Raw genomic sequence first — 26,529 nt, forward strand, 5'->3', positions numbered from 1 at the left:
CCCGACAAATGTCCGTGACCTTCATACCCGCATCATACTGGCGAAGCATGGAAACAATCTGCGTTTCTGTGAATCTGCTCTTCTTCATGATCTAAAAATAGTTGATTTTTAAACTGTCCGAAAAACAGGGAAGCCTTCACCAGGGTATGCATCCGTGGCGTTTGCTGCGGAGTGTTTCGCCGAAGATGGTTTCATAGCGAAACCCCGCTGGTGCCGGGGAGTATCCTGAGGATGAATTACAGTTTCTTAAATGTAGGGAATTTTGTTTTGGGGAAGGAAGCAGCCATGGAGCATACCCGATGTTGGCTACAGTTGTGTTCTACCACAGCTAAGAGAAAACATTAGCAAGTCCGCCATATCAAACATGTCATAATTAGTAAGCTCATTGATGGAAGTATTTTGGAAAATCGGAGGGATTCCATAGGCTTCTTTAGATCTGATGACAACTGATCTCATTTCTTGGAAAAGTTCAAGTTCTTTTGTTAGGATGGATCGATATTTCTCATTCAGTTTTAAGATCAGTTCATTGGGGTCATGCTTTTCACAATGCCTTTGAATGATTTGGAAGATGGAATAGGAGGATGGAAAGGAATAAAACTCCTGAATGGCAAGCCACGTATTGGTTTTAGCAAAGATGAAGCGATTGTCAAATGTGCATCTTTGAGTATTTCGGAACTCAGATTCCAAGCGTTGTACGGCGCATTCATAAGATTCCATTAAAGTCCGTATTCTCACTTGGTCCTCCTTTTCCACCTTTTCGAGTACGGTTTTAGAGAGAAAATTATAATCTGGTAATATGGAATCGTTGAGCTTAGACAAGTAGGATAATCTTATGGGAATGTCCTCCTTGGATAAAGAATCAACATTTGGCATTATACTCTGGCAGAAGGAGAATAAATGAGTAAATGTTACGAATAATAGAAAGGAGTACTTCATAAATTGTAGCCAACGCCCCAGGGTATGCCTCCGTGGCTTTTGCAGCGGGAGGTTTCGCCGAAGATGGTTTCATAGCGAAACCCCGCTGATGCCGGGCGGTTTCCTGAGGATGAATTACAGTTTCTTAAATGTAGGGATTTTTGTTTTGGGGAAGGGGCAGCCATGGAGCATACCCGATGTTGTAACACGTTCTTACCCCTGTAAAAATCTCAGGTCCAAATAATGATTATTTGGATTATTTGGATCCACGTATAATTCTGTTTCAGCTTTTAGATTTAAATGCATCTTAAGCTTAGTCGGATCCATATTGATGTCGACGCGATAAGGAATTATGCGATCCTTGTATGGAATTTCAAGAAGAATAACGTTATGATTTATATCTATCTGTTTATTGTGTTTACGATTGCCGCTACCAACTTCTATCTCTTCTAAATAACTATTTGTATAAATAGTGAGGTTCTCCAAATTGACCATTATTTTCATTCCGGTACTAAGTAGTCCTTCTATTCTATGCTTTTCGGTCTGCTTAAACCTTCTAATTTGAAATTTACTCTTAACCATGAGAAAAAGAAAGGGTAAAATGAGAACCAATCCTATTGCAAAAACATAATAGTTCCTCCCTCCAGGAGTATTCCAACTTCCACGCCCTCCGAGTCCGGAATAAATAAGGACGACCCCTATTATGGTAATACTAACAAGGGCCCATGAACCGGCATTGGAAAATGCTTCCTTAATCTTCACTAAGGTTCTTTCTTAATGTGTTACAACGCCCCAGGGTATGCATCCGTGGCGTTTGCAGCGGGAAGTTTCGCCCAAGATGGTTTCATAGCGAAACCCCGCTGGAGCCGGGGAGTTTCCTGGAGATGAATTACAGTTTCTTAAATGTAGGGAATTTTGTTTTGGGGAGGTGGCAGCCATGGAGCATACCCGATGTTGGCAATGGTTATTCTACTGCACTAAGAATCGATTTTGCGATCTCCATTTGTCCTTTTTCACTAGTCAACAATTCCAGGTCATTATTGTTGGTTAGGTATCCTAGTTCAATCAAAACAGTCGGGTGTTTTACATTTTCCAGAAGATGGAAATCCGCTTTTTTAATTTGAACATTACTATCGTTGAAATCATAGAATAGTCTGATGGCCAAATCACCTGACTTGTCCTTTTGAATGTTCTTGTCACTTACAAAAATTTCCTTACCCATTCTTTCCTTATCTGCTGCTGAATTTACATGTAGTGAAATAACGAAATCAGGGTTTAGTTCATTGATTTGCTCCGCACGTTCATGAATGGAAAGGAATTCATCGGTTTCTCTAGTTAAGATGATTTCCATGTTTGAGCTTTCGTTCAAGGCCTTAATCTTATTCGCAATTTCAAGAGTGATGTCTTTTTCCTTATAACTATTTGCAGCAATTCCGCTGTCTAAGCCACCGTGACTTACATCAATTACAATAGTCTTTTTATCGGATGTTGTAAATGCCATAATAACTCCTAAAATGCCAACTCCGAGAACCTTTAATAAATTTTTCATGGGTTTTTAATTTTGATGAATAATTATTGCCAACGCCCCAGGGTATGCATCCGTGGCGTTTGCAGCGGAGTGTTTCGCCGAAGATGGTTTCATAGCGAAACCCCGCTGGTGCCGGGAAGTTTCCTGAGGATGAATTACAGTTTCTTAAAAGTAGGGAATTTTGTTTTGGGGAAGTGGTAGCCATGGGGCATACCCGATGTTGGCAACGGGCAACTATTTATTCCAGATAGACTCAAATTCATCCTTTGATATAGTGAACTCTTTAAATTCATCCAAGTCTAGTTCTTGATCTCCTAAGAAGCCATATTTATCCTCGGGATTAGCTTCATCATATTTTAAGACTTTGCCATTCGAGTAAATCTCAATTTGTTTTATTGGCATTCCATTTTCCCTGGTTTCAAAATACCAAATTGAAGAACCCCAATGGTCAAATTCATCACCTCGAGATTCAGGACATTCTCTTTTGTAAAATGCCATTCGCGTGCTTGTTGCCAACTTGTTTTATGCAAATAAAGATAGCATATATCCCCAACCCACCCCTCCGGGATAAACGAAGGTTTACTGTACTTTATCGAAATCTACATTTCGAACTACGTGGGCTTCACAGATGTTTCCTTTTATGGAAACATTTTGTAATTTATGGGAATGGGAACGAATGTGTCAACACAGCTTCAAACCTCCAAACGAATGACCCTGGATCAGATCAAGGATAAGCACCTCGGCCCCGTGGGCACCCCGGATCGGGATCTATATGAGTTTGACCTCAAAATAGAAGTGTTGGCCGACATGATTAAGGCCGTCCGGAAGGAGCGCAACCTTACCCAGGAAGAATTGGGTAAAATGATTGGGGTAAAAAAGGCGCAGATTTCAAAGCTGGAGCGGAATACCAAGAACGTAACCCTGGGTACCATACTTAAGGTTTTTGAAGCCCTGCAAGCGAAAATCAAGTTCAGCGTTCAGGTGGATCAGGTGGATTACAAAGTAGTCTGACGACATACCGTATTTACTTTCTATCCTCCAGCCGAAACGGACCGTCCGCCTGAGGCACAGGGGTGTTGCCTTCAAAAATGCGGTCCAGGGGGCTGCGGATGTTCAGCAGGTCCTGGCGGGAGACGTGGGTATAGACCATGGTGGTCTCCGGGCGGGCGTGCCCCAGCAGTTCCTGGATGTAGCGGATGTCTACCCCCTGTTCCAACAGGTGGGTGGCAAAGGAATGGCGCAGGGTGTGGGGCGTGACGCGTTTCAGGATCCCAGCCCGTTTGGCACTGCGCCTCAAAAACACCCTGATGCTCGTAGCGCTGTAGGGCTGCCCCGGGGCGCCCTCGGCAAAGTATTCCCTGGGGGCATAAGTGGCCAGGTAGTTTTCCAGCAGGGGGATGAGCCGCTCGGCCAGGATAACGCTGCGGTCTTTGCGGCCCTTCCCGCTGCGGATAAACAGCTGCCTGCGGTCTACATCCAGAGCATCGAGCCGCAGGGCGAGCAGTTCCCCCACCCGGAGGCCGGAGCCGTACATCAGGGCCGTAATGGCACGGTGCTTCAAATTGCGGGTATGCTGCAGCAGCAGGACCACCTCTGCCGTACTAAGGACTTTGGGCAACAGCCGGCTTTTTCTGGGGCGCACCAGACCCTCGGGCTCCAGGCGGCATTCCGGGAGGAAAACCACCCATTGTTTCAGCGCGCTGATGGCCTGGCGGTGGGTGCTGATGGAGATGCGCCGTTTCAGCACCAACCATTGCAGGAAGGCCTCGGCATCGGCTTGGGTGGCCGCTTCCGCCGGGGTGTGGCCCAGGAAGGTCAAAAACTGACCCGCCAGGGAGGCATAGGTCCCCACCGTGCTGGCGCTGTAGCGGCGGGCCCTCAGGAAATCCGCGAACTTTTCCACCAGGGGCTGGGCAGGGGGCAGCGCCTGAGGCCTCCGAGGGCCGGCGGGCTGGGAAGCATCGAAGGTTACCTGGTGGCCATGGTTTTTTAAATGGCGGATCAGCTCCGGGGCGGCAGCGGGGTCTTTCAGGTACCAGCACCCCAGTGCTCCATCCCACCGGGTGCCCGGAAAGGACTTGACGCATTCCTTTGCAGCATAGGTATACGGAAAGGCAATGCGCAGGTGCTCCCGCCCTTCGTACAAAAAGGTGGAAAGGGTCATTCGGGCCATGGCGGCGTTTTGAGAAAAGGTAACCTCCGGGGCTGCATCCCCATTGCAGGCGGGAAAATCAGTCCAGGGCCAGGCGCATCAGCCGGCTCTGTTTTTCGGCAAACCCCAGGCTCAGGTACAGGCGGTGGGCCGCTTCGCGGTGGTGGCCGGTAAAAAGCAGCACCTCCCGGGCGCCCGCTTCCCGGGCACGGCCAATGAGGGCCTCCATAATCCGGCGGCCAAGTCCGCTGCCCCGTGCTGTCGCATCGACTACCACGTCCTCTATCCAGGCCTTGCGGCCGGAAATAACCGTGTACAGGCAGAGGGTCCCCATCCCGATAATTTTTCCCCCGTCCCGGCAAACCACCAGCAATGGGGGGTTAGGGGAGGCGAGCAGGGCCGGGACATCCTGCTGGGGCAGCTCCGGGTTCAATTGGCGGAACAGGTCGGAAATCTGCCGGAGGTCTGCCGCGCTGAGGTCCTCCGGCGATACGAATGCTAGGGTCATACGGAAAGGTACGTAAATCTGCCGGGGGTTAGCCCATCTCCAGGACCTTCATCAGGGCATCGCAGCCGTCCTGGTCCAAAAATCGGGTGTGGGCATCCACGGTCTGGAAGCGTTTTCCGCTGATTTCCCGGCAGGTCATTTTGCCATGGGTGGCCTGCAGGAAGGTTTCCAGTGTCCGTTGGGAGTCCGGGTTGTCGTAAGGGGAGCGGTCTTCTTCCCGGCTCCATTTAAGGGCCTGCATCCAGACGGCAGCGGCCAGGGCGCCGCACCCTCCGCCGCTCAGGCCCAGCCCCCCTGCAAAACCGGATACCATAATGGCTTGTTCTTCGGTAGCACCCATGCGCTCGGCCACCTCCGCGGCACAGCTGCGGCAGGGGCCTGCCTGCCCGGAGGCCTGAAGGCCTTCCCGGGCCGCCTGTACCGCCTTGGGGGCCCACTCCTGGGCCAGGGTAAAGCAGTGGCGATAGCGCCTGGTAATCATGTATTTGGCAAAGCTCCACCGGCTGGAAAAATTACAATGGGTAATCTCCCGGCAATTGATGGTCCCCTCTCGTTCCCGGAAGGATTGCATCACGGTTTGGGTAGCGGCAACGGCTGCCCGGATGGCTTGGTCCCTGTCCTTGCAGGTCCGGTAGGCTTCGGCCCCTATGGCCAGGGAGGCGCCCCAGAGCATACCGCACTGGTGGCCTTCCCGGAGGATGCCCCCGGCCAGGGTATCCGAGGCGCGTTCCTCCCCGGGGCGGTTATGCCCGAATTCCCGGTTCAGTAAAAAATGGAAGGTCCGGGAACAGGTCCCCAATTCCTTAAAGACTTTTTTGCCATCGGTGGGCTGAGCTACAGCAGGGTTCATGACTAGGCGCTTAGAACCCTCATGTTACAAACAATAGTGCTGTGCGTCAATGATTTGGGTCAGTGGGCGGCTGTATACCCCTCAGCTGCTTATTTAAAGTCCTTCCTCCGGAGGGAGTAGAGTAGCCCTGTAAGGATGGCCATGTAGAGCAGGAAGATCCAGAAGGTATGCATGGAACCCGTAAACTCCGGCAGGAGCTGCAGGTAGTTAAACGCGGCATTGGCACCGATGTGCACCAGGATGGAGGTCAGCACGCTTTCGGTGCGGGAATAAATCCAGCCTATAACTATCGAGGCCAGGAGTACCCAAAGTAAAAAAACGGGAAATTCCATATCCAGGGGTACCCCGGTGCCTATCAGGTAGGCGGGAAAATGCCAGAGCCCCCAAACCAATCCAACCAAAATACCGGAAAGAAGGACATTGAATCGCTGCCTCAGTTTTGGGAACAGGTAACCCCGCCACCCGTATTCTTCCCCAAGTGCGATGAGGATTATAACAGCAGATTGGGGCAGTATTTGGGTGGTGCGCAGCTGAAAATGGGATAAATCAAACCCCAGTTCGGTAAGTACCGCAAGGGCGGCCAGCATCGGGATACCAAGAAGGCAAAGCAACAGCCATAAAAGATGGGTTCGCCTGAAGGTTTGTTGTATGAACAGCGCATGCAGCCCCTTGCGCCCTGAGGCCTTTGCAGTGAGGATCAAAGCCACCAGCGAAGGGGTAAAGACCGACAGGATGGAGAGGTTTTTATTCCCGGAGGAAAAACCGGCATAACAGATTAGGGCACTAAGAACCAGGACCAGGGTAGAGAAAAGGGTTGCTTCTTTAATTGAGCTGCGTTCCATAAGCCTCAAGGATGGCATGTATAAGGAACCGACGATCTCAGAGAAGGAATGTTACCAGGGGTAGGACCAGGGAAAGTCTTTGAAACCAACTTCAAACCGACCCATTTCCACATTAACACATTAGCACATTAAAGAAGGCTGGGGTTGGCTTCGCTTGGTAGGAATGGAATTTGGAATTTAGTCCCGATAACTATCGGGATGGAATTTGAGCCCCAGTGGCTGGGGTTGGCTTCGCTTGGTAGGAATGGAATTTGGAATTTAGTCCCGATAACTATCGGGATGGAATTTGAGCCCCAGTGGCTGGGGTTGACTTCGCTTTGCCTCTTGGCAGGAAAGAATGGAATTTGGAATTTAGTCCCGATAACTATCGGGATGGAATTTGAGCCCCAGTGGCTGGGGTTGGCTTCGCTGCGCTCAGCCGACCCAGCACTCCCGTCCTGCACCCCGATAGCTATCGGGGCAAAACCAGCGCAGTTTTCAACTGCGCGGTTTTTTCGTTCCGACCGCAAGACTCAAGCGAGCTTGGCCTTGCTCCGAAACGAAAAAACCCGCCTCATTTGAGGCGGGTTTTGCGCTTGATCGTGACTTGGCTGGGGCTCGAACCCAGGACCCTCTCCTTAAAAGGGAGATGCTCTACCAACTGAGCTACCAAGTCAGGAGTGTCAAAAAAAGAACCGCGCTGCACCTGCGGTTCCGAGGGTGCAAATATAAAATGTATTTGTCATTTTTCAAGTGAAAGGGGAATAAATTTCTCCTTTGCCTGAAAAGGCGGATATTTGGGGCGGACTTTCAAAAGCAACGCGCATGGTAATTGCCCTTGTAGGCTATATGGGAAGCGGGAAATCGACCGTGGGGCAGGCCCTGGCACAGCAACTGGGCATCCCCTTTGTGGACTTCGACCGGTACATCGAAAACCGGATCGAACAGACCATCCCGGAGATCTTCCAGACCCGGGGCGAGCTGTTTTTCAGGCGTACCGAACACGAACTGCTTAAGGAGTTGCTGGCCGAAGGGGCCGGGATGGTTCTGGCCCTGGGAGGGGGTACGCCCTGCTATGCCGGGAATATGGATTTGTTGCTGGCCCATACGCCCCATGTGGTCTACTTGCAGCTCTCAGTAGGGGCGCTTACCCGTAGGTTGCAGGGAGAGAAGCAGGAGCGGCCGCTTATTGCCCACCTGCCCGATGCCGAACTCCCGGAGTTTATCGGCAAACACCTCTTTGAGCGGGCCCCCTTCTACGGGAAGGCGCCCATCACCATTATTGCGGACCACCTGGGTCCGGAGGAAGTGGTTTCGGAAATCCGCGCCCTGCTAGTCTAGGTACACGGCATGGTTGCGGGCTGCGAAATCGACCCGCACGTGCTCCTGCAGGGAGGTGGAGAGGGACAGCCCCTTGAAGTCTGCTTTTACCGGGTAACGTTTAAAGTTCCGGTCTATCAGCACAGCGGTTTTCAGCTGCTTGAGCGGGGTTTTTAAAAAGTGGTGTACGGCATAGATCAGGGTCCCGCCGGAATACAGCACATCGTCTATGATCACCACCGGTTTCCCTGCGTAGGATTCCTGCCCCGGGATGGTTTTTACCCCGCTTAAGGGGTCTTTCTTGTCCATTTCCACCCGGCACAACACCACCTTGGCAGGGGTAATCTGCTCCAGGACCCGTTTGATCTTTTTGGCGAACTCCAGCCCGCCCCCTTTGATGCCGGCCAAGACAATTTCCGGCTCCTCCACATGGGCTTCGTAAATCTGGTAGGCGATGCGCCTTATTTTGTACTGCACCTGCTGGTGGGATAGGATGCGGTTTTCCATGGCCGTTTATTTCTTCTCAAAGATAAAAAAGAGTTCGTTCCCTGCCCGGGGCGGAATGGAATTCCGCGCGGTTTCCAGGGTGTGCAGGTGGAACAGGCCCCCGAAGCGCTTGCGGTACTCGGTGGCCGAGCCGCCAAAGGGCGGGCCGTTTTCGGTGAGCGGGAACTGGAAGAGCAGGCCGGCCAGCCGCCCGCCCGGGGCCAGCAGCCCGTGCATGTGGCGCACGTAGTGGTCCCGCTCCTCTGGCGGGAGGGCGCAGAAAAAGGTGTGTTCCAGCACCAGATCGAAGGGCCCGCCCCGGTAGTCGAAAAAGTCCTGGCACACCAGGCGCTCTTTCGGGAACCCGGGTACCCGCCGGCCGATTTCCGCCAGGGGGGCGCGGGCAATGTCCAGGACGGTGACATCGGTAAAACCGGCCTGGTGGAGGTATTCTGCCTCGTACCCGTGGCCAGCCCCGGGTAGCAATATCCGCAGGTCCTTGCGGCCCAGCTGGTCGGCATAGGCGGTCAGGGCCGGGGCAGCGTACCCGATGTCCCAGCCGGTGGTGCCTGCCGCATAGCGGCCTTCCCAAAACGCCTTAGTCCCCATCGTCTATAAAATCGTCCAGGTCGCGCCGGTCCTTCTTGGTGGGCCGGCCCGTGCCCTTGTTGCGGTAGTATTCGCGGGTGGTCTGGATCAGGCGGTGCTGCTCCAGGGCTTCGGCCGGGGTGGTGTCTTCCCGGTAAATGCCCACCCATTTGGCCCCGACCCGCTGGGGCGGGATGTCCAGGACCTTCAGGCTGAGGTCCAGCTGCTGGCGGCGCAGGGTAATCTGGTCGGAGGGCAGCACTTCCCGGGAGGGTTTCACCACCTGCCCGTCTATGCGCACCTGGCCCTTCCGGCAGGCCTCGGTGGCCTGGTTGCGGGTTTTGAAATATCGGGTGCACCACAGGTACTTATCGATGCGCATGGGCCAAATTCTTTGTTAATGCCTTCCGCAAAAATAGGGGAAAATAGTATCTTGCGGGCCTATAGAAAATGGCTATGAACCTGAAAAACCTAGGCCTCGGATTGCTCGCGGCACTCCTTTTAGCCTCCTGCCGCAATGACGACGACGGCATCCTCCCCGGTAGTACGGTACCCCCGCGCGACCTGGATGAGGTAGCCCTGGAAAACGATGCGGACATCCGGGAATTCCTCCAGACCCACTTTTACAATTACGAGGAGTTCGATAACCCCCCGGCCGGTTTCGACTATCAGATCCGGATCGATACCCTGGCGGGAGACAACGCAGACAAGACGCCGCTCATTGAGCAGATGCAGACCGAAATCATCCAGATTACCCCGGAGCAGGTAGGGGTAGACCAGGATTTGGGCAATGTGGCCCATACGCTCTATTACCTGAGTGTCCGCGATGGGGTAGGGGTAAGCCCCACCATCGGGGACTCGGTGCTGGTGCGCTACCAGGGAAGTTACCTGGACGGGCGCTCCTTCGATGCCAACCCCAATTTCCAGTGGCAGGAACTCCCCTTTTTCCTGAGGGGGTACCAGGAAGCCATGAAGCATTTTTCCTCCGGGACCCTGGGGTCTCTCGTGGTAAACCCGGATGGGACCAGCGAGATCGACGACCGGGGCGTGGGCCTGCTTATCCTGCCTTCGGGCCTGGGGTATTTCAGCGATACCAGCACCGGGATTATCGCCTATTCCCCCCTGATTTTCCGGGTGGACCTGGGCCTGGTGGTGGAGGATACGGACTCGGACGGGGACGGCATCCCGAATATTATGGAGGACCTGAACAACAATGGCTACCTCTACGACGACAATACGGATGAGGCCCAGGAATTACAGGCCTTTACGGCCATCCTGAGGCCCAACTTCCTGGATACGGACGACGACAGCGACGGACGCCCCACCCGGGAGGAAATCGAAATTGACGCTCAGGGGAATATCACCTTCCCGGATTCGGACGGGGACGGTACCCCGGACTATCTGGACCGGGATTCCTAAACCCGGGATACCCTAAAAGAAAAACCCTGCCAACGGCAGGGTTTTTTTATTTGAATGGAATGTCCCGGTCTCAGAGTTTGACCGATACCCCCAGGATAAACTGGCTGGTACGGGTATCGAGCCGCTGGTCGGGCAGGTTCACAAAGGCTGCCTCGTTGGAGGAGAGGCCGCGCTCGTAGCGCAGGTCTATCCCGATGTTCCCGAGGTCTACCCCGGCCCCGATGTGCAGGCCTACGGTAAAGTCGTTCTCCAGGTCTCCCAGGGTCACGTCCTCAAAGTCGGTGTCCAGGATGTACTGCAGGTCCGGCCCGGCGAAAACCTTCAGAGGCCCCAGGATGCGGAGGCCTACCAGAAGGGGCAGGTCCAGTTTTTTCATGTCGAAGTCCGCGCCGTCGTATTCGGAACTGGTCTTGGTGTAAATCAGTTCCGGGCGGAAAAAGACCTTGTCTCCGAACTGGCCGAACACGCCCAGGTGCCAGCCCATTTTGGTGTCGGAGCTGAGGTTGGGGGCGGAATCGAATTTGTAGTCGCCGTTGGAGTTGAAGTTCAGCCCGGCCTTGACCCCGAAACCGGGATCTTTCTGCGCAAAGGCAGCCATGCTGGTCAGGGCCAGCACGCATACAATCAGTGTACGTTTCATAAGGGTGTTCATTTAGTGGGCCTTCAGATGGTAACAGGCCCTGGGTTATGAACCCCAGAGGCGCAAAAACGGTACCAAAATCAGGCTTTTCGTTTTAAAGCTTTAAAAACGGCGGTTTCGATGGCTTTATTGTCCAGCCCGTATTTGGCCATGAGCTGCTCCGGTGTACCGCTTTCACCGAAACTGTCGCGGACGGCCACCAGTTCCTGAGGGGCAGGGTGGTGGGTGGCCAGGGTACGGGCCACGCTTTCCCCCAGCCCGCCCAGCATGTTGTGCTCCTCGGCGGTGACCACGCAGCCGGTTTTGGCAACGGAGTCCAGGATGGCTTTTTCGTCCAGGGGTTTGATGGTGTGGATGTTGATGACTTCTGCAGAAATTCCCTGGGTTTCCAGGGCTTCAGCGGCCTTGAGGGCTTCCCATACCAGGTGGCCCGTGGCGATGATGGTAACGTCGTTCCCCTCCGACAGTTTCACGGCCTTCCCGATTTCAAACACCTGGTCTGCCGGGGTGAAGTTGGCCACCTTCGGGCGGCCGAAGCGCAGGTACACCGGCCCCTGGTGCTCGGCCACGGCCAGGGTGGCCGCCTTGGTCTGGTTAAAGTCGCAGGGGTTGATGACGGTCATCCCCGGGAGCATTTTCATCAGGCCGATGTCCTCCAGGATCTGGTGGGTGGCCCCGTCCTCGCCCAGGGTAATGCCCGCGTGGGAGGCGCATATCTTCACGTTCTTGCCGGAATAGGCAATGCTCTGGCGGATCTGGTCGTATACCCGCCCGGTGGAAAAGTTCGCAAAAGTGGAGGTGAAGGGGATGTACCCCCCTATGGTCAGGCCGGCGGCAATCCCCATCATATTGGCCTCGGCGATGCCCACCTGGAAGAATCGCTCCGGGTTCTCGGCGATAAAGGTCTCGATTTTCAGGGATCCTACCAGGTCGGCGCAAAGGGTCACCACCTTGGGGTTGGTGCGCCCCAATTCGGTCATCCCGGCGCCAAAGCCGCTGCGGGTATCCTGTTTTCCTTGGTCTGTATAGCGTGTCATTGCGGGTGTGTTCGGGTTAGTAATCGCCCAGGGTTTCCGGGTTCTGTGCCAGGGCGGTGGCCAGCTGCTCGTCGTTGGGGGCCTTGCCGTGCCAGGCGTGGGTGTGCATCATAAAGTCCACCCCATTGCCCATTTCGGTAGTCATCACCAGGGCAACCGGTTTTCCTTTCCCCGTGCGGGAGCGGGCGGTCTTGAGGGCCTCCACCACCGCAGCCATATCGTTCCCGTTTTCGCACTCCAGGACCTCCCACCCAAAGGCCTCGAGCTTGGGCCGCAGTTCGCCCAGGGCCAGGACTTCCTCGGTGGGCCCGTCTATCTGCTGCCCGTTGCGGTCTATGGTGGCAACCAGGTTGTCTACCCCTTTGCTGCCGGCAAACATGATGGCCTCCCAGTTCTGGCCTTCCTGCAGCTCCCCGTCTCCGTGGAGGCTGTAGACCAGATGGGAGTCCCCGTTGAGTTTCTTCGCCAGGGCCGCGCCTATGGCCACGGACATCCCCTGCCCCAGGGAGCCGGAGGCAATCCGTACCCCGGGCAGCCCCTCGTGGGTGGTGGGGTGGCCCTGCAGGCGGGAGTCAATTTTGCGAAAGGTGCTGAGTTCCTCCAGCGGAAAGTACCCCTTGCGGGCCAGGACGCTGTAGAACACCGGGGAGATGTGCCCGTTGGAAAGGAAGAAAAGGTCCTCCCCGATCCCGTCCATCTCAAATCCGGGCTGCAACTCCATGATCTCGTTGTAGAGGGCCACCATAAATTCGGTACAGCCCAGGGAGCCCCCGGGGTGTCCGGAATTGACCGCGTGAACCATCCGGAGGATGTCCCTGCGGACCTGGGTGGCCAGGGCCTCAAGGTCTTTGATATCAGCCATGCTTGCGTATTTAAACCCTCCAAAAGTACGGGCATTCTGCGGCCCCTGCAACCCAACTTTCCACAATTTATCAACGCCCCGGGGGGTGGAACTTTATTGTTTTCTTAAGGGGCGGATGCCCCGGAGTTGTGTATCTTTGGCCGCGAGCCCAAACCCTCGGACTTGGCCTTTACACTCCTCCATACCGACCCCGCCAGCAAGGCCCGCGCCGGGGAACTGCAGACTGCCCACGGGGTTATCCGTACCCCTATTTTTATGCCGGTAGGCACGGTTGCCTCCGTAAAGGGGGTCCACCAGCGGGAACTGCGGGAAGAGATAGACCCGGATATCATCCTGGGCAACACCTACCACCTGTATCTGCGCCCGGGGATGGAGATCCTGGAGAAGGCCGGGGGGTTGCACCGCTTTATGAACTGGGAGCGCCCCATCCTGACCGACAGCGGGGGCTACCAGGTGTACTCCCTTTCGGGAACCCGGAAGATCAAAGAGGAAGGGGTCAAATTCCAGTCCCATATAGACGGGTCGCGCCACCTGTTTACCCCGGAATCCGTCATGGAACTGCAGCGCACCATCGGGGCAGACATCATCATGGCCTTCGACGAGTGCACCCCGTACCCCTGCGACCGCCGGTATGCGGAGCGCTCCATGCACATGACCCACCGCTGGCTGGACCGCTGCATGGCTCACCTGGAGAAGGCCCCGCCCAAATACGGGTTCGACCAGCTGTTTTTCCCCATCGTCCAGGGCTCGGTCTATACGGACCTGCGCCAGCAAAGTGCGGAATATATTGCCGCTGCCGGGGCCCCTGGCAATGCCATAGGCGGGCTGTCGGTAGGGGAGCCGGCCGAGGAGATGTACGCCATGGCCGAGGCGGTTTGCGACATCCTGCCCCGGGAAAAGCCCCGCTACCTGATGGGGGTGGGGACTCCGGTGAACATCCTGGAAAACATTGCCCTGGGGGTGGATATGTTCGACTGCGTGATGCCCACCCGCAACGCCCGCAACGGGATGCTGTTTACCTCGGAGGGCACCATCAACATCAAAAACAAGAAATGGGAGGACGACTTCTCCCCCCTGGACCCCATGGGCCACACCTTTGTGGACCGGGAATACACCCGGGCCTACCTGCGGCATTTGTTTGCCGCCAATGAGTATCTTGGCAAGCAGATTGCCACCATCCACAACCTGGGCTTCTACCTCTGGCTGGTCCGGGAGGCGCGCCGCCGGATCCTGGACGGCACTTTTGCCCCCTGGAAGGCGGAGATGGTGGCCAAAATGGACAAAAGGCTCTGAGCGGTATGACGATCCTGGACTGGTACATCTTGCGCAAATACCTGCAGACCTTCTTCCTGCTGCTGTTGCTCTTTATCCCCATCGGGATTATGCTGAACCTGGCGGAGCAGATCGGGAAGATGATCGACAACGAGGCACCCCTCTCCGAGATCCTGGTCTACTACGGCAACTTTACGATTTACATCGGGAGCCTGCTCTTCCCTATCCTGCTCTTTCTGGCCATTATTTTCTTTACCTCCCGCCTGGCCAACAACACCGAGATTGTGGCCATCCTCTCCAGCGGGGTGTCCTTTGCCCGTTTCCTGAGACCCTATTGGGTAGGGGCGGGGATCATTGCCGTGATCATGTTTATGATGGGGATGTTTATCGTGCCCTCGGCCAGCAAGGGGTACAACGAGTTCCGGTACAAATACCTCAAACGGGGCGGGCAGGAACGGGTTACCAGCAACATTTTTACCCAGCTGGGGGAGAGCGACTATATTTATGTAAGCAGCTTCGACCCCAAGCGGCAGATCGGCTACAATTTCACCTACGAGCACTTCGGGGAGGACGGGGAGCTGGAATACAAGATGGCCGCGGCCAACATCCGGTGGATTGAGGAGGACAGCATCTACCGCCTTACGTCCTATTCCCGCCGCAACCTGAAGGGGGAGACCGAGTACCTGGAAACCCGCCGCCGGCTGGACACGCTTTTTGCCTTCCGCATAGACGACCTCACCCCGGTCTCCTATATTGCCGAGACCAAGAACCTCTTCGAGCTGAACAGCTTTATCGCAGACCAGCGCCGCAAAGGCGCCTCCAATGTGAATACCTATGTGCTGGTGAAGTACCGCCGGTGGGCCCTGCCCATCTCCGCCTTTATCCTGACCATCATCGGGGTGGCGGTCTCCTCCATGAAGCGACGGGGCGGGCTGGGGGTAAACCTGGCCTTCGGCATTGGGGTGGCTTTTATCTACATCTTCCTGGACAAGGTCTTCGGCACCCTGGCCGAGCAGAGCGGGTTTTCCCCCCTGCTGGCTGTGATGCTGCCCAATATCTTCTTCGGTATTGTCGGGATTTATCTGCTGCAAAAGGCTAAGCGCTAAGGGCTGGGCTTTTGTTTTTCCGGGCAACCGGAGTTTGGGAATATCCTGTATCTTTGCCCCGCATACAGACCAAACGAGAACCGCATGGAATACCTGGATTTTGAACTACCGATCAAGGAACTCGAGGAGCAGCTGGAAAAGTGCCAGCTCATCGGGGAGGAGAGCGATGTGGATGTGACCGAGACCTGCAAGCAGATCGAAAAGAAGCTCGACGAGACCCGGAAGGAAATCTTCAAAAACCTGACCCCCTGGCAGCGCGTCCAGCTTTCCCGCCACCCCAGCAGGCCCTACACCATGGACTACGTCCGGGCCCTTTGCGGGGATACCTGGCTGGAGCTCCACGGAGACCGCACCGTTAAGGACGACAAGGCCATGATTGGCGGCCTGGGCAAGATCGGGGACCAGAGCTATATGTTTATCGGCCAGCAAAAGGGGTTTAATACCAAGACCCGCCAGTACCGCAACTTCGGGATGGCCAACCCCGAAGGCTACCGCAAGGCCCTGCGCCTGATGAAGTCCGCGGAGAAATTCGGGATCCCCGTCGTTTCCTTTATCGACACCCCCGGGGCCTACCCGGGCATCGAGGCCGAGGAACGCGGGCAAGGCGAGGCCATTGCGCGGAACATCCTGGAGATGACCCGCCTGAAGGTACCCATCATTGTGGTTATCATAGGGGAAGGGGCCTCCGGTGGCGCCCTGGGCATAGGCGTGGGAGACCGCGTACTGATGCTGGAGAATACTTGGTATTCGGTAATCTCCCCGGAATCCTGTTCCTCCATCTTGTGGCGCAGCTGGGAGTACAAGGAACAGGCTGCTGCGGCCCTGAAACTCACCGCCACAGACATGAAAAAATTAAAGCTGATAGACGAGATTGTCCGGGAGCCTGCCGGGGGGGCGCACGCCAACCGGGAGAAGGCCTTTGAGATTGTCCGCAACAAGATTGCAAAGCACTATCAGGAACTTCAAAAGTTATCACCAGCCGAGCTGGTGGCCTCCCGCATGGACAAATACGGCTCCATGGGGGTCTTCAAGGACTGATGCCCCGCTTGGCGGCGCATCGGGAAAAATCCGGGGGCAGGCCCCCGGATTTTTTTTCGTTTATAAACAGAAAGTTGTAACTTATTAACACCCGGAATGTTAACGACCGGTGGATATCCCCCCGGCCCCGCCCGCACGGACTTCGGGTGAATTCCCTACTTTTACCGCTATGGAAAACAGCATCCCCGTTACCGCCCAGCGCATAGGAAAATCCAGCATCATTCCGTTGGAACGCGGGAAGATACCTCCGCAAGCTGTTGATTTAGAGGAGGTTGTAATCGGGGCCATGATGATCGACAAAAAAGGGGTAGACGAGGTGATCGACATCCTCCACCCGGATGCCTTCTATAAAGAGGCCCACCGGTATATCTACGAGGCCATCTTCAAACTCTTCGAAGGGTCCGAACCGGTCGATTTATTAACCGTTTCCGCCCAACTGAAGCAGGACGGCAGGCTCGAGCAGGTCGGAGGCGATTTTTACCTGATCAGACTCACCCAGAAAGTAGCCTCTTCGGCCCATATTGAGTACCACGCCCGCATTATCCTGCAGAAGTACATCCAGCGCAGCCTGATCAAGATTTCCAGCGAGATCATCGAAGAGGCCTACGACGAGAGTACGGACGTCTTCGACCTGCTGGACAATGCGGAATCGAAGCTCTACGAGGTCACCCAGGGGAACCTGAAGCGGTCTGCCGAAACGGCCCAGAGCCTGGTGATGCAGGCCAAGAAAAAAATCGAGGAAATCTCCAATCAGGAGGGCCTCAGCGGGATCCCCTCCGGTTTTGACAAGGTGGATTTGCTCACCTCCGGCTGGCAGCCCAGCGACCTGATCATTATCGCAGCCCGCCCTGGTATGGGTAAGACGGCCCTGACCCTCTCCATGGCGCGGAACATGGCGGTAAATGCGAACATACCCGTGGCTTTTTTCTCCCTGGAGATGTCCTCCGTACAGCTTATTACCCGACTTATCTCCTCGGAGACCGGCCTTTCTTCGGAAAAGCTGCGTACCGGCCGCCTGGAGAAGCACGAATGGGAGCAGCTCAACGTGAAGGTGAAGGCCCTGGAAAAGGCGCCCCTCTTTATAGACGATACGCCTTCCCTTTCCATTTTCGACCTGCGGGCCAAGGCGCGGCGCCTGGCCTCCCAGCATAAGATCAAGCTCATCATTATCGACTACCTCCAGCTCATGACCGGGGGTGCCAGCCAGAAGGGCGGCAACCGGGAGCAGGAGATTTCCACCATTTCGCGGAACCTGAAAGCCCTGGCCAAGGAACTCAACGTCCCGGTCATTGCCCTGTCTCAGCTCTCCCGGGCGGTGGAGACCCGAGGCGGCAGTAAGCGGCCTATCCTTTCCGACCTCCGGGAATCCGGGGCCATCGAACAGGATGCGGACATCGTGTCGTTTATCTACCGCCCGGAATACTACAAGATAGACGAGTGGGACGACGAGGAGCGCACCCCCACCCAGGGGCAGGCAGAGTTCATCGTGGCCAAGCACCGGAACGGAGGGCTCGATAATATTAGGTTAAAGTTCATTGGGCATCTGGGTAAATTTGATAATTTGGATGACTTTGATTCTCCTTTCGAGTTTCAATCCAAGATGAATGCCGAGGGTGAGAACCCGTTCCTGGCCAAGGATTTCCCCAGTGCCGACCAGGCCTTCGGAAGCGCCATGAACGACCATCCCGAGGCGGACCCGGATGACAATGACGTACCGTTCTGACACGCATTTTTTCGGCCGCCCCTCCAGGCGGCTTTTTGTTCTGGTGCTGTTGCTGCTGCTGGCAGGGGCGGCCCGGGCCTCGGTGATCCTCATCCCCATGGATGCCGACAGCCAGGAGAACCACCTGAAGGCCTACGGCATTACCTACTGGGTGCTCAGCAAAAAACAGAAAGTCCAGTGGCTGCTCAATTACCGGGGCGGGTCCTTCCTGTTGCCCGACGGGGAGCCCATCCGCAGCGAATGCCGCATCCGCGGGGTATCCTTCGAGGTCCTCTCCGACGCGGAGGCCCAGCAAATCCTGGATGAAATTTCCAGCCCCTCCCGCAACCAGGAGGCGGTTATCCTGGAAAAGGCCCCCCGCATTGCCGTATATACCCCCAAGGACAACGCCCCCTGGGACGACGCGGTTACTATGGCCCTGACCTATGCGGAAATCCCCTATGCCACCATTTACGACCGGGAAGTCCTGGAGGACAAGCTCCCGCTCTACGACTGGCTCCACCTGCACCACGAGGACTTTACCGGGCAGTACGGGAAGTTTTACGGAGCCTACCGGGCCACCCCCTGGTATATTGAAGGCAAACAGCAGGCAGAGGCCCTTGCGGCCGAACTGGGGTATTCCAAGGTGTCTGAGGAAAAAAGCGCCGTGGCCCAGAAGATCCGGAATTACGTGATTGGGGGCGGGTTTATGTTTGCCATGTGCTCGGCCACGGATTCCTTCGACATTGCCCTGGCGGCCGAAGGGGTGGATATCTGCGAGCCCATGTTCGACGGGGACCCTTCGGACCCCAATTACCAGCAGCGCCTGGACTATTCCAAGACCTTCGCCTTTACGGGCTTTACGTTGGAGCGCAGCCCGCTTCGGTATGAGTTCTCCTCCATAGACATGACCAACAAGCGGGACGAGGTCCCCATGGAATCCGACTACTTCAGCCTTATGGACTTCTCGGCCAAATGGGACCCGGTGCCCACCATGCTCTGCCAGAACCACACCGCCCTGGTCAAAGGGTTTATGGGACAGACCACGGCCTTTACCCGTTCGGAAATCAAACCCACGGTACTTATCCTGGGGGAAAACCGCCTCAACGGGGAGGCGCGGTACATCCACGGGGTCAAGGGCAGGGGCTTCTTTACCTTCTACGGGGGGCACGACCCGGAAGACTATCAGCACCGGGTGGGCGACCCCAAGACCGAGTTGGAACTCCACCCGAATTCCCCGGGCTACCGCCTGATCTTAAACAATGTGTTGTTCCCCGCTGCCCAGAAGAAAAAGCAGAAGACCTAAACCTGTCGCAACAGGGCTTCGAGCACCTGTTCCACACCTCCTTCGTCGTTCCCGCCGGTCTCATACCGGGCTACCTTCTTGACGTTGGGGTGGGCATTGGCCATGGCAAAGCTGTAATCCGAGAGGGCCAGCATCTCCAGGTCGTTGTTGTAATCCCCGAAGACCATGATCTGGTGGCGGCCCAGGCCGCGCTGTGCCATAAGGGCCTCCAGGGCATGCCCCTTGTGGGCATCCGGGTGGGAGACATCCACCCAGTTAGACCCGGATACCTTTACCTTCAGGGTATCCTCCATATCGGCAAAGGCGGGGTAGATAAACTGCTCGGAGCTCTCCCAGTGGTAAATGGCCACTTTCATCAAGGGGTCGGTAACCGCACCCAGGTCCGGGGCTATGGTATATTCGGTATAGTACTCCTGCAATAGGGTCAGGAAATCGTCTGAGGCCCCGTCTACGTAAGCGCTGGAGGAGGCGCAAAGGACGGGGTGGGCCTGGCGTATCCCAGAGGCTCGCCGGAGGATTTCCCCCACGTGCCGGGAGGGCAGGGGGGTGGTCATCAGGGTCTGATCCCGCCAGCGTACCAGGGCCCCGTTCTCGGCTATGAAAACGATCTCATCGCGGATGGGGGCCAGCTTATCGGCCATGCTGTGGTACTGGCGCCCGCTGGCGGCGACAAATTCCACGCCCTTGTCCCTCAGGCTGTGGTAGAGGTCAAAAAACCGGTTGCTGACCTCGTGGGCCGGGTTAAGCAGGGTGCCGTCCATATCGGCGACTACCATTCGGATGTGAGAGAGGTCCATAATAGGCGTTCTAAGTGTGCAAAGGTATTTTTTCTCCCTAACTTCGCCGGGTAGTACCCGGAAGTTTCACTAAAAGATAACACCCATGCCCTGGATACAGCGGAAAATCCGCCTGAAACCCCTGCCGAGGGGCTTCCACCTGATTACCCGGGAAGTCCTGGGCGCGCTGCCCGAAATCCGCGAGATGCGGGTGGGGGTGCTCCACGTGTTTATCCGCCACACCTCTGCCAGCCTTACGGTAAACGAAAACGCAGACCCTACCGTACGCACAGATTTCGAAAGCCATTTTAACGCCATGGTCCCGGAAGAGGCCCCGTACTACCGGCACACCTACGAAGGCCCGGACGATATGCCCGCCCACCTGAAGGCCTCCCTTCTGGGTCATAGCGTTCAGCTGCCCGTAGGGGAGGGCCGTCTGCTGACGGGTACCTGGCAGGGGATCTACCTCTGCGAACACCGGGATGCCGCCTCCGGCCGGGAGCTGGTGCTGACTCTCTGGGGGGAATAAAAAAAAACCCGGCTCAGTGAGCCGGGTTTTTGCGAGAAATCCGTTGTGACTTATTTTACCTTGTCCACCACGGCCTTGAAAGCCTCGGGGTGGTTCATGGCCAGGTCTGCGAGTACCTTGCGGTTCAGGCTGATGTCATTGGCTTTTACCTTGCCCATGAATTCGCTGTAGGACATGCCGTGCATGCGGGCACCGGCATTGATCCGGGCAATCCAGAGGGCGCGGAAACTGCGTTTTTTGTTGCGGCGGTCGCGGTATGCATATACCATAGCCTTTTCAACCGCGTTCTTGGCTACGGTCCAGACGTTTTTACGTCTTCCAAAATACCCCTTGGCCTGCTTCATTACTTTCTTGCGGCGGGCTCTTGAGGCAACTGCGTTTACTGATCTTGGCATTTCTTTTCGTTTTTTTGTAGCAGGCGTCCCCGTATGTACGGGGCTCTTTTACGGCCTGTCTCCAGGGTTAAACTTCTACCGTGCGTCCTTATTTAAGGCGCAATTGTTCTTTGATGCTTTGCTCATCGGCCTTATCCACCAAAGTGCTGTGCGTCAGGCGGAGTTTCCGCTTTTTGCTCTTTTTGGTGAGGATGTGGCTTTTGTAAGCGTGCTTCCTTTTGATCTTACCGGTACCGGTCAGCTTAAAACGCTTCTTGGCACTGGATTTGGTCTTCATCTTGGGCATGGTCTCGCTTGTTACACGTTACTATTTCGGATCTCTCGCGTTACTTCTTGTTGGTTTTGGGGGCAATGAACATGGTCATGCGCTTGCCTTCCAGTTTGGGCATCTGCTCCACCTTCCCGTAGTCTTCCAACTCCTGGGCCAGGCGCAGCAGCAAGATTTCGCCCTTCTCTTTATATACGATGGAGCGCCCCTTAAAGAAAACATAGGCCTTTAATTTGGCCCCCTCCTTGAGGAACTTCTCCGCGTGTTTCTTTTTGAAATCGTAATCGTGGTCGTCCGTGTTGGGCCCGAAACGAATTTCCTTCACCACCACCTTGGTCGCCTTGGCCTTCATGGCCTTGTCCCGTTTTTTCTGCTCGTACAGGAACTTTTTATAGTCCATGATCTTGCAGACGGGGGGCTCCGCTGTGGGGGATATTTCAACCAGGTCCAAACCGATTTCCTCCGCCTTGCTCAGGGCTTCCCGAATACTGTAAACGCCCATCTCCACATTATCGCCCACCAGCCTGACTTTTGGCGCGGTGATATTGTCGTTAATGTTGTGAGGGTTTTTATTTTCCCTCCTGGGCCTGGGTCGGAATCTTCTGCGAATTGCTATGGCTCGAATATTTTGATTTAACCTGTTTAAAACGATTTTAAGGTACGGCTTATTTCCTTTTGTATCAAGTCGGCAAAGGCCTGGGGGGTAATTGCCCCGAGATCTTCGCCCCCGTGCCTGCGCACGGAAATGGTGCCGTCCTGCATTTCCTGGTCGCCTACGATGACCATAAAGGGGTATTTACCCATTTCGGCCTCACGGATCTTTTTCCCCACGGTTTCACTGCGGGCGTCCAAGAGGGCGCGAATTTCGTCATTTTCCAGCGATTTTAAAACTTTTTCCGCATATTTTTCATGCTTCTCGCTGACGGGCAGGACAATAGCCTGCTCGGGAGTGAGCCACAGGGGGAAGTTGCCCCCGGTGTGCTCCAGCAGCAGGGCCACAAAGCGCTCCATACTGCCGAAGGGCGCGCGGTGGATCATCACCGGGCGGTGGAGTTCATTGTCGCTGCCCTTGTAGGTGAGGTCGAAACGCTCGGGCAGGTTGTAGTCCACCTGTATGGTCCCCAGCTGCCATTGGCGGCCCAGGGCGTCCTTGACCATAAAATCCAGCTTGGGCCCATAGAAGGCGGCCTCCCCGGGCTCGATCACAAAGTCCAGCCCCTTCTCGGTGGCGGCGTTGATGATGGCCTGTTCGGCCTTGTCCCAGTTTTCGGAAGAACCGATGTATTTCTCCGGGTTTTCCGGGTCCCGCACCGATACCTGGGCGGTAAAGTGCTCAAAGCCGAGGGACCCCAGCACGTAGAGGGAGAGGTCGATCACATTTTTGAACTCTTCATCCAGCTGCTCGTGGGTGCAGAAAATATGGGCATCGTCCTGGGTAAACCCGCGCACGCGGGTGAGCCCGTGCAGCTCTCCGCTCTGCTCGTACCGGTAGACCGTGCCGAATTCTGCATAGCGCTTGGGCAGTTCCCGGTAGGAGAACGGCTTGGCGCGGTATATCTCGCAGTGGTGGGGGCAGTTCATGGGTTTCAGCAGAAACTCCTCGTCTTCCCTGGGGGTGCGGATGGGCTGGAAGCTGTCTTCCCCGTATTTGGCGTAGTGGCCCGAGGTCACATAGAGTTCCTTCTGGCCGATATGGGGGGAGACCACCATCTCGTACCCGGCTTTTTTCTGGGCTTTTTTCAGGAATTGCTCCAGGCGCTCGCGCAGTGCAGCCCCTTTGGGCAGCCACAGCGGCAGCCCCTGGCCCACGCGCTGGGAGAAGGTAAAAAGTTCCAGTTCCTTGCCCAGTTTGCGGTGGTCGCGCTTCTTGGCTTCCTCCAGGAGTTCCAGGTACTCGGTGAGGTCTTTCTGTTTGGGGAAGGAGATGCCGTAGACCCGCGTCAGCTGGGGGTTGTTCTCGTTCCCGCGCCAGTAGGCCCCGGCCACGTTCAAAACCTTGAAGGCCTTGATTATCCCTGTATTGGGGATATGACCGCCCCGGCACAGGTCCGTGAAGGTATCGTGGTCGCAGAAGGTGATGTCGCCATCCTGCAGGTTCTCGATGAGCTCCACCTTGTAGGGATTGTCCTGTTTGCGGTAAAACGCCAGGGCATCTGCCTTGGAAACTTCCCGCATCTTAAAGTCGTGCTTGCCCCGGGCGATCTCCAGCGCCTTTTTTTCGATGGCGGGGAAGTCCTTTTCCGAGACGGTGTGCTCCCCGAAGTCCACGTCGTAATAGAACCCGGAATCGATGGCCGGGCCTATGGTGAGCTTGCAACCCGGGTAGAGTTCCTCCAGGGCCTGGGCCATCACGTGGGAGGTGGAGTGCCAGAAGGCCTTTTTCCCCTCCTCGTCCTTCCAGGTGTACAGGACCAGCGCCCCATCCTCCTCCAGGGGGGTAACCGTTTCTACTTTCCGGTTGTTGAAACGGGCACTGATGACGTTGCGCGCCAGGCCTTCGCTGATGCTTTGGGCCACCTCCATGGGGGTGGTGCCTTTGGGGTGTTGGACCTTGCGGCCGTCCGGGAGCGTGATTTCAATCATAAATGGTGGGCGTAATGCGGGAGCAAAGATACTATCTAAGGGGAAGACTCACAACCGAAACCAGGGGTCAGCCGGAGGGTTTGTCCCCGGAAAAAAGGGCCCGTACCAGGGTGCGGATCCCCAAAAACCCCATCGCGATGGCCCCAAGGGCCAGCAGCCCCCCCACTATCAGTACGGGCAGGTACCAGGGGTGGTCCTGGTTCTTAAAGGCCTGGTAGAGCACAACCGGCCCGGCAAACAGCAGCAGCAGGGTCAGCATCAGGCGGCGCAGGCCTTTCATCAACAGGGTTTTGTCAGTAGCCAAGGCAACAGGTATTTCCCGGTAAATGTAAGGCAAATGCCCCGATTTTCCTGCCTGTTGCCCCCGGTTTTGGCCCGGGCCGCCTGTGGCGTATCTTTACAGGGAACACCCAGCCCATGTATATTGTCCTGATCCCGGATAAATTTAAAGGCTCCCTCACGGCGGCACAGGTACGCCAGGCCATTGCCGAGGGGGTCTGCTCCCGTTTTCCCGAAGCCCGCTTCTCGGCCTTCGAGGCCTCCGACGGGGGCGATGGCTTCCTGGATGCCGTGGGGGCCGTACGCCCCCTGCAGCGCCATACCCTGCAGGTTCAGGACCCGCTGGGCCGGCCGGTTACAGCCGCTTACGGCTACGATCCCGAAAGGCGGGAAGCCTTTGTGGAGATGGCCCGGGCCTCCGGCCTGGTGCTGGTGGAACCCGGCCTTCGGGATGCCTTAAAAACCAATACCTACGGCACGGGGGAACTCCTGAGGGATGCTCTTAACCGGGGGGCGCGTACCCTCTATGTGGGCCTCGGGGGGAGTGCCACCTCAGACGGGGGTACGGGAATTGCCAGTGCCCTGGGCTACCGTTTCCTGGATGCCCAGGGGAAGGAGCTCCGGCCGGCAGGGGGGACTCTGGAGCACATCCACACCCTGGTGCCGCCGGAGAACCCGGTCCTCCCAAAAGATGTGACCCTTTTTGCCGTAAACGACGTGTCTAACCCGCTTTGGGGCCCGGATGGTGCAGCCTTTGTGTACGGCCCCCAGAAAGGGGCCTCCCCGGAGGCGGTGGAAACCCTGGACCGCGGCCTGCGTCACCTGGACCACCTGGCAGGCGGGCATCTGGGCGCTGTTCCGGGCGCCGGGGCAGCAGGGGGCACGGCCTTCGGCCTGATGGCCTTCCTGGGGGCAGAGTTTTTACCCGGGACCCAGTACCTGTTCCGCATTACCGGTTTTTCCGAATTCCTGGAGGGGAACCGCCCGGATTACATCATCACGGGTGAAGGGAAAATAGATGGGCAAAGCCTGCAGGGCAAGCTCCTGGATGGGGTGTTGCGGGAGGCAGGGCCCCGGAAAATCCCAGTTCTGGCCGTTTGTGGCGCCTGCGAGGCAGAATCAGGAGCCCTGGAACAGGCCGGATTAACGGCCCTGCTGGTAAGTGCCCACCCGGGGCAGTCCCTGGCCTGGAATATGGAAAACGGGTATGGCCAGGTCCGCGCGGCGGTAGCCGACTATTTCCGGGGCGTGGCTACTGAATCGTAACCTCGGCCTGTCGCTCCTCCACCACCGCGAAATAACCCAGGGGGAATACCTCCGGCCTCCCGGTATTGTCGAAAAGGTCGGTATTGTCTATCCCCGTAACATCCAGCACATTGCCGCGAACCGTGGTAACCGGTGTCTGGAAAGGGCCTTCCCGCCCGCTCTCCTCAATCACCCGGTCCATATAGTTGTAAAAGGCTTCATCCACCCCCAGGAGCCGAACGGTCTTTACCGTCCCCTGAGGGATGGGGTCTTCGTAGAAATAGGAAAACTGGAAGAACTGCCCCTGGTAAAACCGGTCTTCGGTGACCAGGTACTCCGCCGGGTCGAACTGGAACAGGTAGAAATCGTCCCCATCCCCCGGGTCCGAAAACCCCACAATGACCTCGGTCTCGTCCCCTTCCAGCAAGGTGGCGCGCCCCTGAACCAGGATGCTGATCGGGACGGCTTCCCGGTACCAGGTCTGAGCCAGGTACTGCCGCCCCTGGTGGCGGATCTGCAGGGTAAAGCGCACCTCTTCGTTTAGGAAAACCGTGGGGATGCGCTGGTCGAAGGTGGCATTGGGGTCCGGGATATACACCCCGCTTCCGGGGGTTTGCTCGGCCAGGGAGGAGGTGAAACTCTCAATGAGCTGGCCGTCCTCGAAGCGTTCCACCTGGATGATGACAGACTCGGCCCGGGTCACCGGGTTGGGCTCCAGGAACCCGGAGGATTCGCTCAAGGTGATGCGCACGGGTACAAAGGCCTCCGTGGCATCCACCCGGATCAGCCCCCCTACCACCAGCCGGGGCGGGTCCTGGGGGAGGTCTACCTCTACCACGTCCTCGCAGCCGGGCAGCAGCAGGACCGCCAGCAAGGTGCCGAAAAGGAGCCTGCGGGCCATGGC

Annotated in this window: 32 protein-coding genes and 1 tRNA gene; 10 read left to right on the top strand and 23 right to left on the bottom strand. The window is 56.4% G+C overall.

From position 1 onward, the window contains the following. From CA832_RS15190 to CA832_RS06415, 5 genes are all read right to left on the bottom strand, one after another. On the bottom strand, nucleotides 1-88 hold an 88-nt coding region (locus CA832_RS15190), incomplete at its 3' end, for a transposase (RefSeq protein ID WP_233131780.1). Between the two features lie 218 nt (nucleotides 89-306). Further along, nucleotides 307-753, bottom strand: a complete 447-nt coding sequence (locus tag CA832_RS06400) for a hypothetical protein (RefSeq protein WP_143542344.1) — start codon at nucleotides 751-753, stop codon at nucleotides 307-309. Nucleotides 754-1,128: 375 nt separating this feature from the next. Then, nucleotides 1,129-1,677 (bottom strand): hypothetical protein, encoded by a 549-nt coding sequence (locus tag CA832_RS06405; protein WP_143542345.1) that lies wholly within the window; start codon nucleotides 1,675-1,677, stop codon nucleotides 1,129-1,131. Nucleotides 1,678-1,879: 202 nt separating this feature from the next. Continuing rightward, nucleotides 1,880-2,464 (bottom strand): N-acetylmuramoyl-L-alanine amidase family protein, encoded by a 585-nt coding sequence (locus CA832_RS06410; RefSeq protein WP_088340783.1) that lies wholly within the window; start codon nucleotides 2,462-2,464, stop codon nucleotides 1,880-1,882. A gap of 213 nt (nucleotides 2,465-2,677) precedes the next feature. Next, nucleotides 2,678-2,941, bottom strand: coding sequence for a hypothetical protein (locus tag CA832_RS06415; protein ID WP_088340784.1), 264 nt, complete (start codon nucleotides 2,939-2,941; stop codon nucleotides 2,678-2,680). A gap of 210 nt (nucleotides 2,942-3,151) precedes the next feature. On the opposite strand from CA832_RS06415, the gene CA832_RS06420 reads away from it, so the two are divergent. Further along, entirely contained in the window at nucleotides 3,152-3,454 is a 303-nt protein-coding gene (locus tag CA832_RS06420; protein ID WP_233131746.1) for a helix-turn-helix domain-containing protein, read from the top strand. A gap of 13 nt (nucleotides 3,455-3,467) precedes the next feature. Here CA832_RS06420 and CA832_RS06425 read toward each other — a convergent pair whose 3' ends face one another. The 5 genes from CA832_RS06425 to CA832_RS06450 all read right to left on the bottom strand — a co-directional run bounded on the left by CA832_RS06425 (nucleotide 3,468) and on the right by CA832_RS06450 (nucleotide 7,450). After that, on the bottom strand, nucleotides 3,468-4,616 hold the full coding sequence (locus tag CA832_RS06425) for a tyrosine-type recombinase/integrase (protein ID WP_088340785.1): 1,149 nt from the start codon (nucleotides 4,614-4,616) through the stop codon (nucleotides 3,468-3,470). A 58-nt stretch (nucleotides 4,617-4,674) separates the two neighbouring features. After that, nucleotides 4,675-5,103: a GNAT family N-acetyltransferase gene (locus tag CA832_RS06430; RefSeq protein ID WP_088340786.1), complete on the bottom strand. Its 429-nt coding sequence runs from the start codon at nucleotides 5,101-5,103 to the stop codon at nucleotides 4,675-4,677. Between the two features lie 28 nt (nucleotides 5,104-5,131). Then, a complete protein-coding gene (locus CA832_RS06435) occupies nucleotides 5,132-5,953 on the bottom strand; it encodes a C-GCAxxG-C-C family protein (protein ID WP_088340787.1) in 822 nt (273 codons plus the stop codon). An 89-nt stretch (nucleotides 5,954-6,042) separates the two neighbouring features. Next, nucleotides 6,043-6,795 (bottom strand): CPBP family intramembrane glutamic endopeptidase, encoded by a 753-nt coding sequence (locus CA832_RS06440; RefSeq protein ID WP_158211894.1) that lies wholly within the window; start codon nucleotides 6,793-6,795, stop codon nucleotides 6,043-6,045. Between the two features lie 582 nt (nucleotides 6,796-7,377). Next, a tRNA-Lys gene (locus tag CA832_RS06450) sits at nucleotides 7,378-7,450 on the bottom strand. A 149-nt stretch (nucleotides 7,451-7,599) separates the two neighbouring features. Between CA832_RS06450 and CA832_RS06455 the strand changes: the two genes are divergently transcribed. Continuing rightward, nucleotides 7,600-8,115, top strand: a complete 516-nt coding sequence (locus CA832_RS06455; protein WP_088340790.1) for a shikimate kinase — start codon at nucleotides 7,600-7,602, stop codon at nucleotides 8,113-8,115. Here CA832_RS06455 and CA832_RS06460 read toward each other — a convergent pair. The 3 genes from CA832_RS06460 to CA832_RS06470 are packed head-to-tail and all read right to left on the bottom strand — an operon-like array spanning nucleotide 8,107 to nucleotide 9,550. After that, nucleotides 8,107-8,601: a phosphoribosyltransferase family protein gene (locus CA832_RS06460; RefSeq protein WP_088340791.1), complete on the bottom strand. Its 495-nt coding sequence runs from the start codon at nucleotides 8,599-8,601 to the stop codon at nucleotides 8,107-8,109. The two genes, CA832_RS06455 and CA832_RS06460, sit on opposite strands and share 9 nt — an antisense overlap. Before the next feature lie 6 nt (nucleotides 8,602-8,607). Beyond that, nucleotides 8,608-9,189 carry a methyltransferase gene (locus CA832_RS06465; protein WP_088340792.1) on the bottom strand — a complete coding sequence of 194 codons (582 nt, stop codon included), beginning with the start codon at nucleotides 9,187-9,189 and terminating at the stop codon, nucleotides 8,608-8,610. Continuing rightward, nucleotides 9,179-9,550: an RNA-binding S4 domain-containing protein gene (locus CA832_RS06470; RefSeq protein ID WP_088340793.1), complete on the bottom strand. Its 372-nt coding sequence runs from the start codon at nucleotides 9,548-9,550 to the stop codon at nucleotides 9,179-9,181. The genes CA832_RS06465 and CA832_RS06470 overlap by 11 nt, the downstream gene beginning before the upstream one ends. A 74-nt stretch (nucleotides 9,551-9,624) precedes the next feature. Here CA832_RS06470 and CA832_RS06475 point away from each other — a divergent pair, with 74 nt between their 5' ends. Beyond that, nucleotides 9,625-10,587, top strand: a complete 963-nt coding sequence (locus tag CA832_RS06475; RefSeq protein WP_088340794.1) for an FKBP-type peptidyl-prolyl cis-trans isomerase — start codon at nucleotides 9,625-9,627, stop codon at nucleotides 10,585-10,587. A 70-nt stretch (nucleotides 10,588-10,657) separates the two neighbouring features. Here CA832_RS06475 and CA832_RS06480 read toward each other — a convergent pair whose 3' ends face one another. The 3 genes from CA832_RS06480 to CA832_RS06490 all read right to left on the bottom strand — a co-directional run bounded on the left by CA832_RS06480 (nucleotide 10,658) and on the right by CA832_RS06490 (nucleotide 13,126). Beyond that, a complete protein-coding gene (locus tag CA832_RS06480; RefSeq protein WP_088341377.1) occupies nucleotides 10,658-11,227 on the bottom strand; it encodes a porin family protein in 570 nt (189 codons plus the stop codon). Nucleotides 11,228-11,307: 80 nt separating this feature from the next. Further along, on the bottom strand, nucleotides 11,308-12,264 hold the full coding sequence (locus CA832_RS06485) for a transketolase family protein (protein ID WP_088340795.1): 957 nt from the start codon (nucleotides 12,262-12,264) through the stop codon (nucleotides 11,308-11,310). A 16-nt stretch (nucleotides 12,265-12,280) separates the two neighbouring features. Continuing rightward, a complete protein-coding gene (locus CA832_RS06490; RefSeq protein WP_088340796.1) occupies nucleotides 12,281-13,126 on the bottom strand; it encodes a transketolase in 846 nt (281 codons plus the stop codon). Between the two features lie 162 nt (nucleotides 13,127-13,288). Here CA832_RS06490 and tgt point away from each other — a divergent pair, with 162 nt between their 5' ends. The 5 genes from tgt to CA832_RS06515 all read left to right on the top strand — a co-directional run bounded on the left by tgt (nucleotide 13,289) and on the right by CA832_RS06515 (nucleotide 19,550). Then, the gene (gene tgt / locus CA832_RS06495; protein ID WP_088341378.1) at nucleotides 13,289-14,419 is read left to right on the top strand and encodes a tRNA guanosine(34) transglycosylase Tgt; all 1,131 of its coding nucleotides are present in this window, start codon (nucleotides 13,289-13,291) and stop codon (nucleotides 14,417-14,419) included. A 5-nt stretch (nucleotides 14,420-14,424) separates the two neighbouring features. Continuing rightward, nucleotides 14,425-15,504, top strand: coding sequence for an LptF/LptG family permease (locus CA832_RS06500; protein WP_088340797.1), 1,080 nt, complete (start codon nucleotides 14,425-14,427; stop codon nucleotides 15,502-15,504). Nucleotides 15,505-15,588: 84 nt separating this feature from the next. Beyond that, nucleotides 15,589-16,542: an acetyl-CoA carboxylase carboxyltransferase subunit alpha gene (locus CA832_RS06505; protein WP_088340798.1), complete on the top strand. Its 954-nt coding sequence runs from the start codon at nucleotides 15,589-15,591 to the stop codon at nucleotides 16,540-16,542. Between the two features lie 169 nt (nucleotides 16,543-16,711). After that, nucleotides 16,712-18,265, top strand: coding sequence for a replicative DNA helicase (gene dnaB, locus CA832_RS06510; RefSeq protein WP_088340799.1), 1,554 nt, complete (start codon nucleotides 16,712-16,714; stop codon nucleotides 18,263-18,265). Further along, on the top strand, nucleotides 18,249-19,550 hold the full coding sequence (locus CA832_RS06515) for an asparagine synthetase B (protein ID WP_233131747.1): 1,302 nt from the start codon (nucleotides 18,249-18,251) through the stop codon (nucleotides 19,548-19,550). The genes dnaB and CA832_RS06515 overlap by 17 nt, the downstream gene beginning before the upstream one ends. Here CA832_RS06515 and CA832_RS06520 read toward each other — a convergent pair. Continuing rightward, the gene (locus tag CA832_RS06520; protein ID WP_088340800.1) at nucleotides 19,547-20,347 is read right to left on the bottom strand and encodes an HAD family hydrolase; all 801 of its coding nucleotides are present in this window, start codon (nucleotides 20,345-20,347) and stop codon (nucleotides 19,547-19,549) included. The genes CA832_RS06515 and CA832_RS06520 overlap by 4 nt on opposite strands. An 85-nt stretch (nucleotides 20,348-20,432) precedes the next feature. On the opposite strand from CA832_RS06520, the gene CA832_RS06525 reads away from it, so the two are divergent. Next, nucleotides 20,433-20,855 carry a secondary thiamine-phosphate synthase enzyme YjbQ gene (locus tag CA832_RS06525; RefSeq protein WP_088340801.1) on the top strand — a complete coding sequence of 141 codons (423 nt, stop codon included), beginning with the start codon at nucleotides 20,433-20,435 and terminating at the stop codon, nucleotides 20,853-20,855. A gap of 50 nt (nucleotides 20,856-20,905) precedes the next feature. On the opposite strand, the gene rplT is transcribed toward CA832_RS06525, so the two are convergent. The 5 genes from rplT to CA832_RS06550 all read right to left on the bottom strand — a co-directional run bounded on the left by rplT (nucleotide 20,906) and on the right by CA832_RS06550 (nucleotide 24,405). Then, a complete protein-coding gene (rplT, locus tag CA832_RS06530; protein WP_088340802.1) occupies nucleotides 20,906-21,250 on the bottom strand; it encodes a 50S ribosomal protein L20 in 345 nt (114 codons plus the stop codon). An 88-nt stretch (nucleotides 21,251-21,338) separates the two neighbouring features. Then, nucleotides 21,339-21,536, bottom strand: a complete 198-nt coding sequence (gene rpmI, locus CA832_RS06535) for a 50S ribosomal protein L35 (RefSeq protein ID WP_088340803.1) — start codon at nucleotides 21,534-21,536, stop codon at nucleotides 21,339-21,341. A 40-nt stretch (nucleotides 21,537-21,576) separates the two neighbouring features. Then, complete coding sequence (gene infC / locus CA832_RS06540) at nucleotides 21,577-22,134, bottom strand: translation initiation factor IF-3 (RefSeq protein WP_394335745.1); 558 nt, start codon at nucleotides 22,132-22,134, stop codon at nucleotides 21,577-21,579. 26 nt (nucleotides 22,135-22,160) lie between these two features. Then, nucleotides 22,161-24,101 (bottom strand): threonine--tRNA ligase, encoded by a 1,941-nt coding sequence (thrS, locus tag CA832_RS06545; protein WP_088340805.1) that lies wholly within the window; start codon nucleotides 24,099-24,101, stop codon nucleotides 22,161-22,163. A gap of 67 nt (nucleotides 24,102-24,168) precedes the next feature. Beyond that, nucleotides 24,169-24,405, bottom strand: coding sequence for a DUF6095 family protein (locus CA832_RS06550; protein WP_233131748.1), 237 nt, complete (start codon nucleotides 24,403-24,405; stop codon nucleotides 24,169-24,171). Between the two features lie 113 nt (nucleotides 24,406-24,518). Between CA832_RS06550 and CA832_RS06555 the strand changes: the two genes are divergently transcribed. Further along, complete coding sequence (locus CA832_RS06555; protein WP_088340806.1) at nucleotides 24,519-25,646, top strand: glycerate kinase; 1,128 nt, start codon at nucleotides 24,519-24,521, stop codon at nucleotides 25,644-25,646. On the opposite strand, the gene CA832_RS06560 is transcribed toward CA832_RS06555, so the two are convergent. Then, nucleotides 25,633-26,526, bottom strand: coding sequence for a DUF4249 family protein (locus CA832_RS06560; protein ID WP_088340807.1), 894 nt, complete (start codon nucleotides 26,524-26,526; stop codon nucleotides 25,633-25,635). The genes CA832_RS06555 and CA832_RS06560 overlap by 14 nt on opposite strands. Between the last annotated feature and the right edge of the window lie 3 nt (nucleotides 26,527-26,529).

The organism is Robiginitalea sediminis (assembly GCF_002198115.1).
Classification (GTDB): Bacteria; Bacteroidota; Bacteroidia; order Flavobacteriales; family Flavobacteriaceae; genus Robiginitalea; species Robiginitalea sediminis.

Excerpts from the sequence above, each read along its gene's own strand:
- rpmI (WP_088340803.1), bottom strand. The coding sequence starts at position 21,536 with ATGCCCAAGATGAAGACCAAATCCAGTGCCAAGAAGCGTTTTAAGCTG.
- CA832_RS06430 (WP_088340786.1), bottom strand. The coding sequence starts at position 5,103 with ATGACCCTAGCATTCGTATCGCCGGAGGACCTCAGCGCGGCAGACCTC.
- dnaB (WP_088340799.1), top strand. The coding sequence starts at position 16,712 with ATGGAAAACAGCATCCCCGTTACCGCCCAGCGCATAGGAAAATCCAGC.
- CA832_RS06415 (WP_088340784.1), bottom strand. The coding sequence starts at position 2,941 with ATGGCATTTTACAAAAGAGAATGTCCTGAATCTCGAGGTGATGAATTT.
- CA832_RS06475 (WP_088340794.1), top strand. The coding sequence starts at position 9,625 with ATGAACCTGAAAAACCTAGGCCTCGGATTGCTCGCGGCACTCCTTTTA.
- CA832_RS06520 (WP_088340800.1), bottom strand. The coding sequence starts at position 20,347 with ATGGACCTCTCTCACATCCGAATGGTAGTCGCCGATATGGACGGCACC.
- CA832_RS06560 (WP_088340807.1), bottom strand. The coding sequence starts at position 26,526 with ATGGCCCGCAGGCTCCTTTTCGGCACCTTGCTGGCGGTCCTGCTGCTG.
- CA832_RS06500 (WP_088340797.1), top strand. The coding sequence starts at position 14,425 with ATGACGATCCTGGACTGGTACATCTTGCGCAAATACCTGCAGACCTTC.
- CA832_RS06480 (WP_088341377.1), bottom strand. The coding sequence starts at position 11,227 with ATGAAACGTACACTGATTGTATGCGTGCTGGCCCTGACCAGCATGGCT.
- CA832_RS06455 (WP_088340790.1), top strand. The coding sequence starts at position 7,600 with ATGGTAATTGCCCTTGTAGGCTATATGGGAAGCGGGAAATCGACCGTG.
- CA832_RS06470 (WP_088340793.1), bottom strand. The coding sequence starts at position 9,550 with ATGCGCATCGATAAGTACCTGTGGTGCACCCGATATTTCAAAACCCGC.
- CA832_RS06440 (WP_158211894.1), bottom strand. The coding sequence starts at position 6,795 with ATGGAACGCAGCTCAATTAAAGAAGCAACCCTTTTCTCTACCCTGGTC.
- CA832_RS06460 (WP_088340791.1), bottom strand. The coding sequence starts at position 8,601 with ATGGAAAACCGCATCCTATCCCACCAGCAGGTGCAGTACAAAATAAGG.
- thrS (WP_088340805.1), bottom strand. The coding sequence starts at position 24,101 with ATGATTGAAATCACGCTCCCGGACGGCCGCAAGGTCCAACACCCCAAA.
- rplT (WP_088340802.1), bottom strand. The coding sequence starts at position 21,250 with ATGCCAAGATCAGTAAACGCAGTTGCCTCAAGAGCCCGCCGCAAGAAA.
- CA832_RS06490 (WP_088340796.1), bottom strand. The coding sequence starts at position 13,126 with ATGGCTGATATCAAAGACCTTGAGGCCCTGGCCACCCAGGTCCGCAGG.
- CA832_RS06505 (WP_088340798.1), top strand. The coding sequence starts at position 15,589 with ATGGAATACCTGGATTTTGAACTACCGATCAAGGAACTCGAGGAGCAG.
- CA832_RS06485 (WP_088340795.1), bottom strand. The coding sequence starts at position 12,264 with ATGACACGCTATACAGACCAAGGAAAACAGGATACCCGCAGCGGCTTT.
- CA832_RS06465 (WP_088340792.1), bottom strand. The coding sequence starts at position 9,189 with ATGGGGACTAAGGCGTTTTGGGAAGGCCGCTATGCGGCAGGCACCACC.
- CA832_RS06435 (WP_088340787.1), bottom strand. The coding sequence starts at position 5,953 with ATGAACCCTGCTGTAGCTCAGCCCACCGATGGCAAAAAAGTCTTTAAG.
- CA832_RS06410 (WP_088340783.1), bottom strand. The coding sequence starts at position 2,464 with ATGAAAAATTTATTAAAGGTTCTCGGAGTTGGCATTTTAGGAGTTATT.
- CA832_RS06420 (WP_233131746.1), top strand. The coding sequence starts at position 3,152 with ATGACCCTGGATCAGATCAAGGATAAGCACCTCGGCCCCGTGGGCACC.
- CA832_RS06555 (WP_088340806.1), top strand. The coding sequence starts at position 24,519 with ATGTATATTGTCCTGATCCCGGATAAATTTAAAGGCTCCCTCACGGCG.
- CA832_RS06525 (WP_088340801.1), top strand. The coding sequence starts at position 20,433 with ATGCCCTGGATACAGCGGAAAATCCGCCTGAAACCCCTGCCGAGGGGC.
- CA832_RS06515 (WP_233131747.1), top strand. The coding sequence starts at position 18,249 with ATGACGTACCGTTCTGACACGCATTTTTTCGGCCGCCCCTCCAGGCGG.
- CA832_RS06425 (WP_088340785.1), bottom strand. The coding sequence starts at position 4,616 with ATGGCCCGAATGACCCTTTCCACCTTTTTGTACGAAGGGCGGGAGCAC.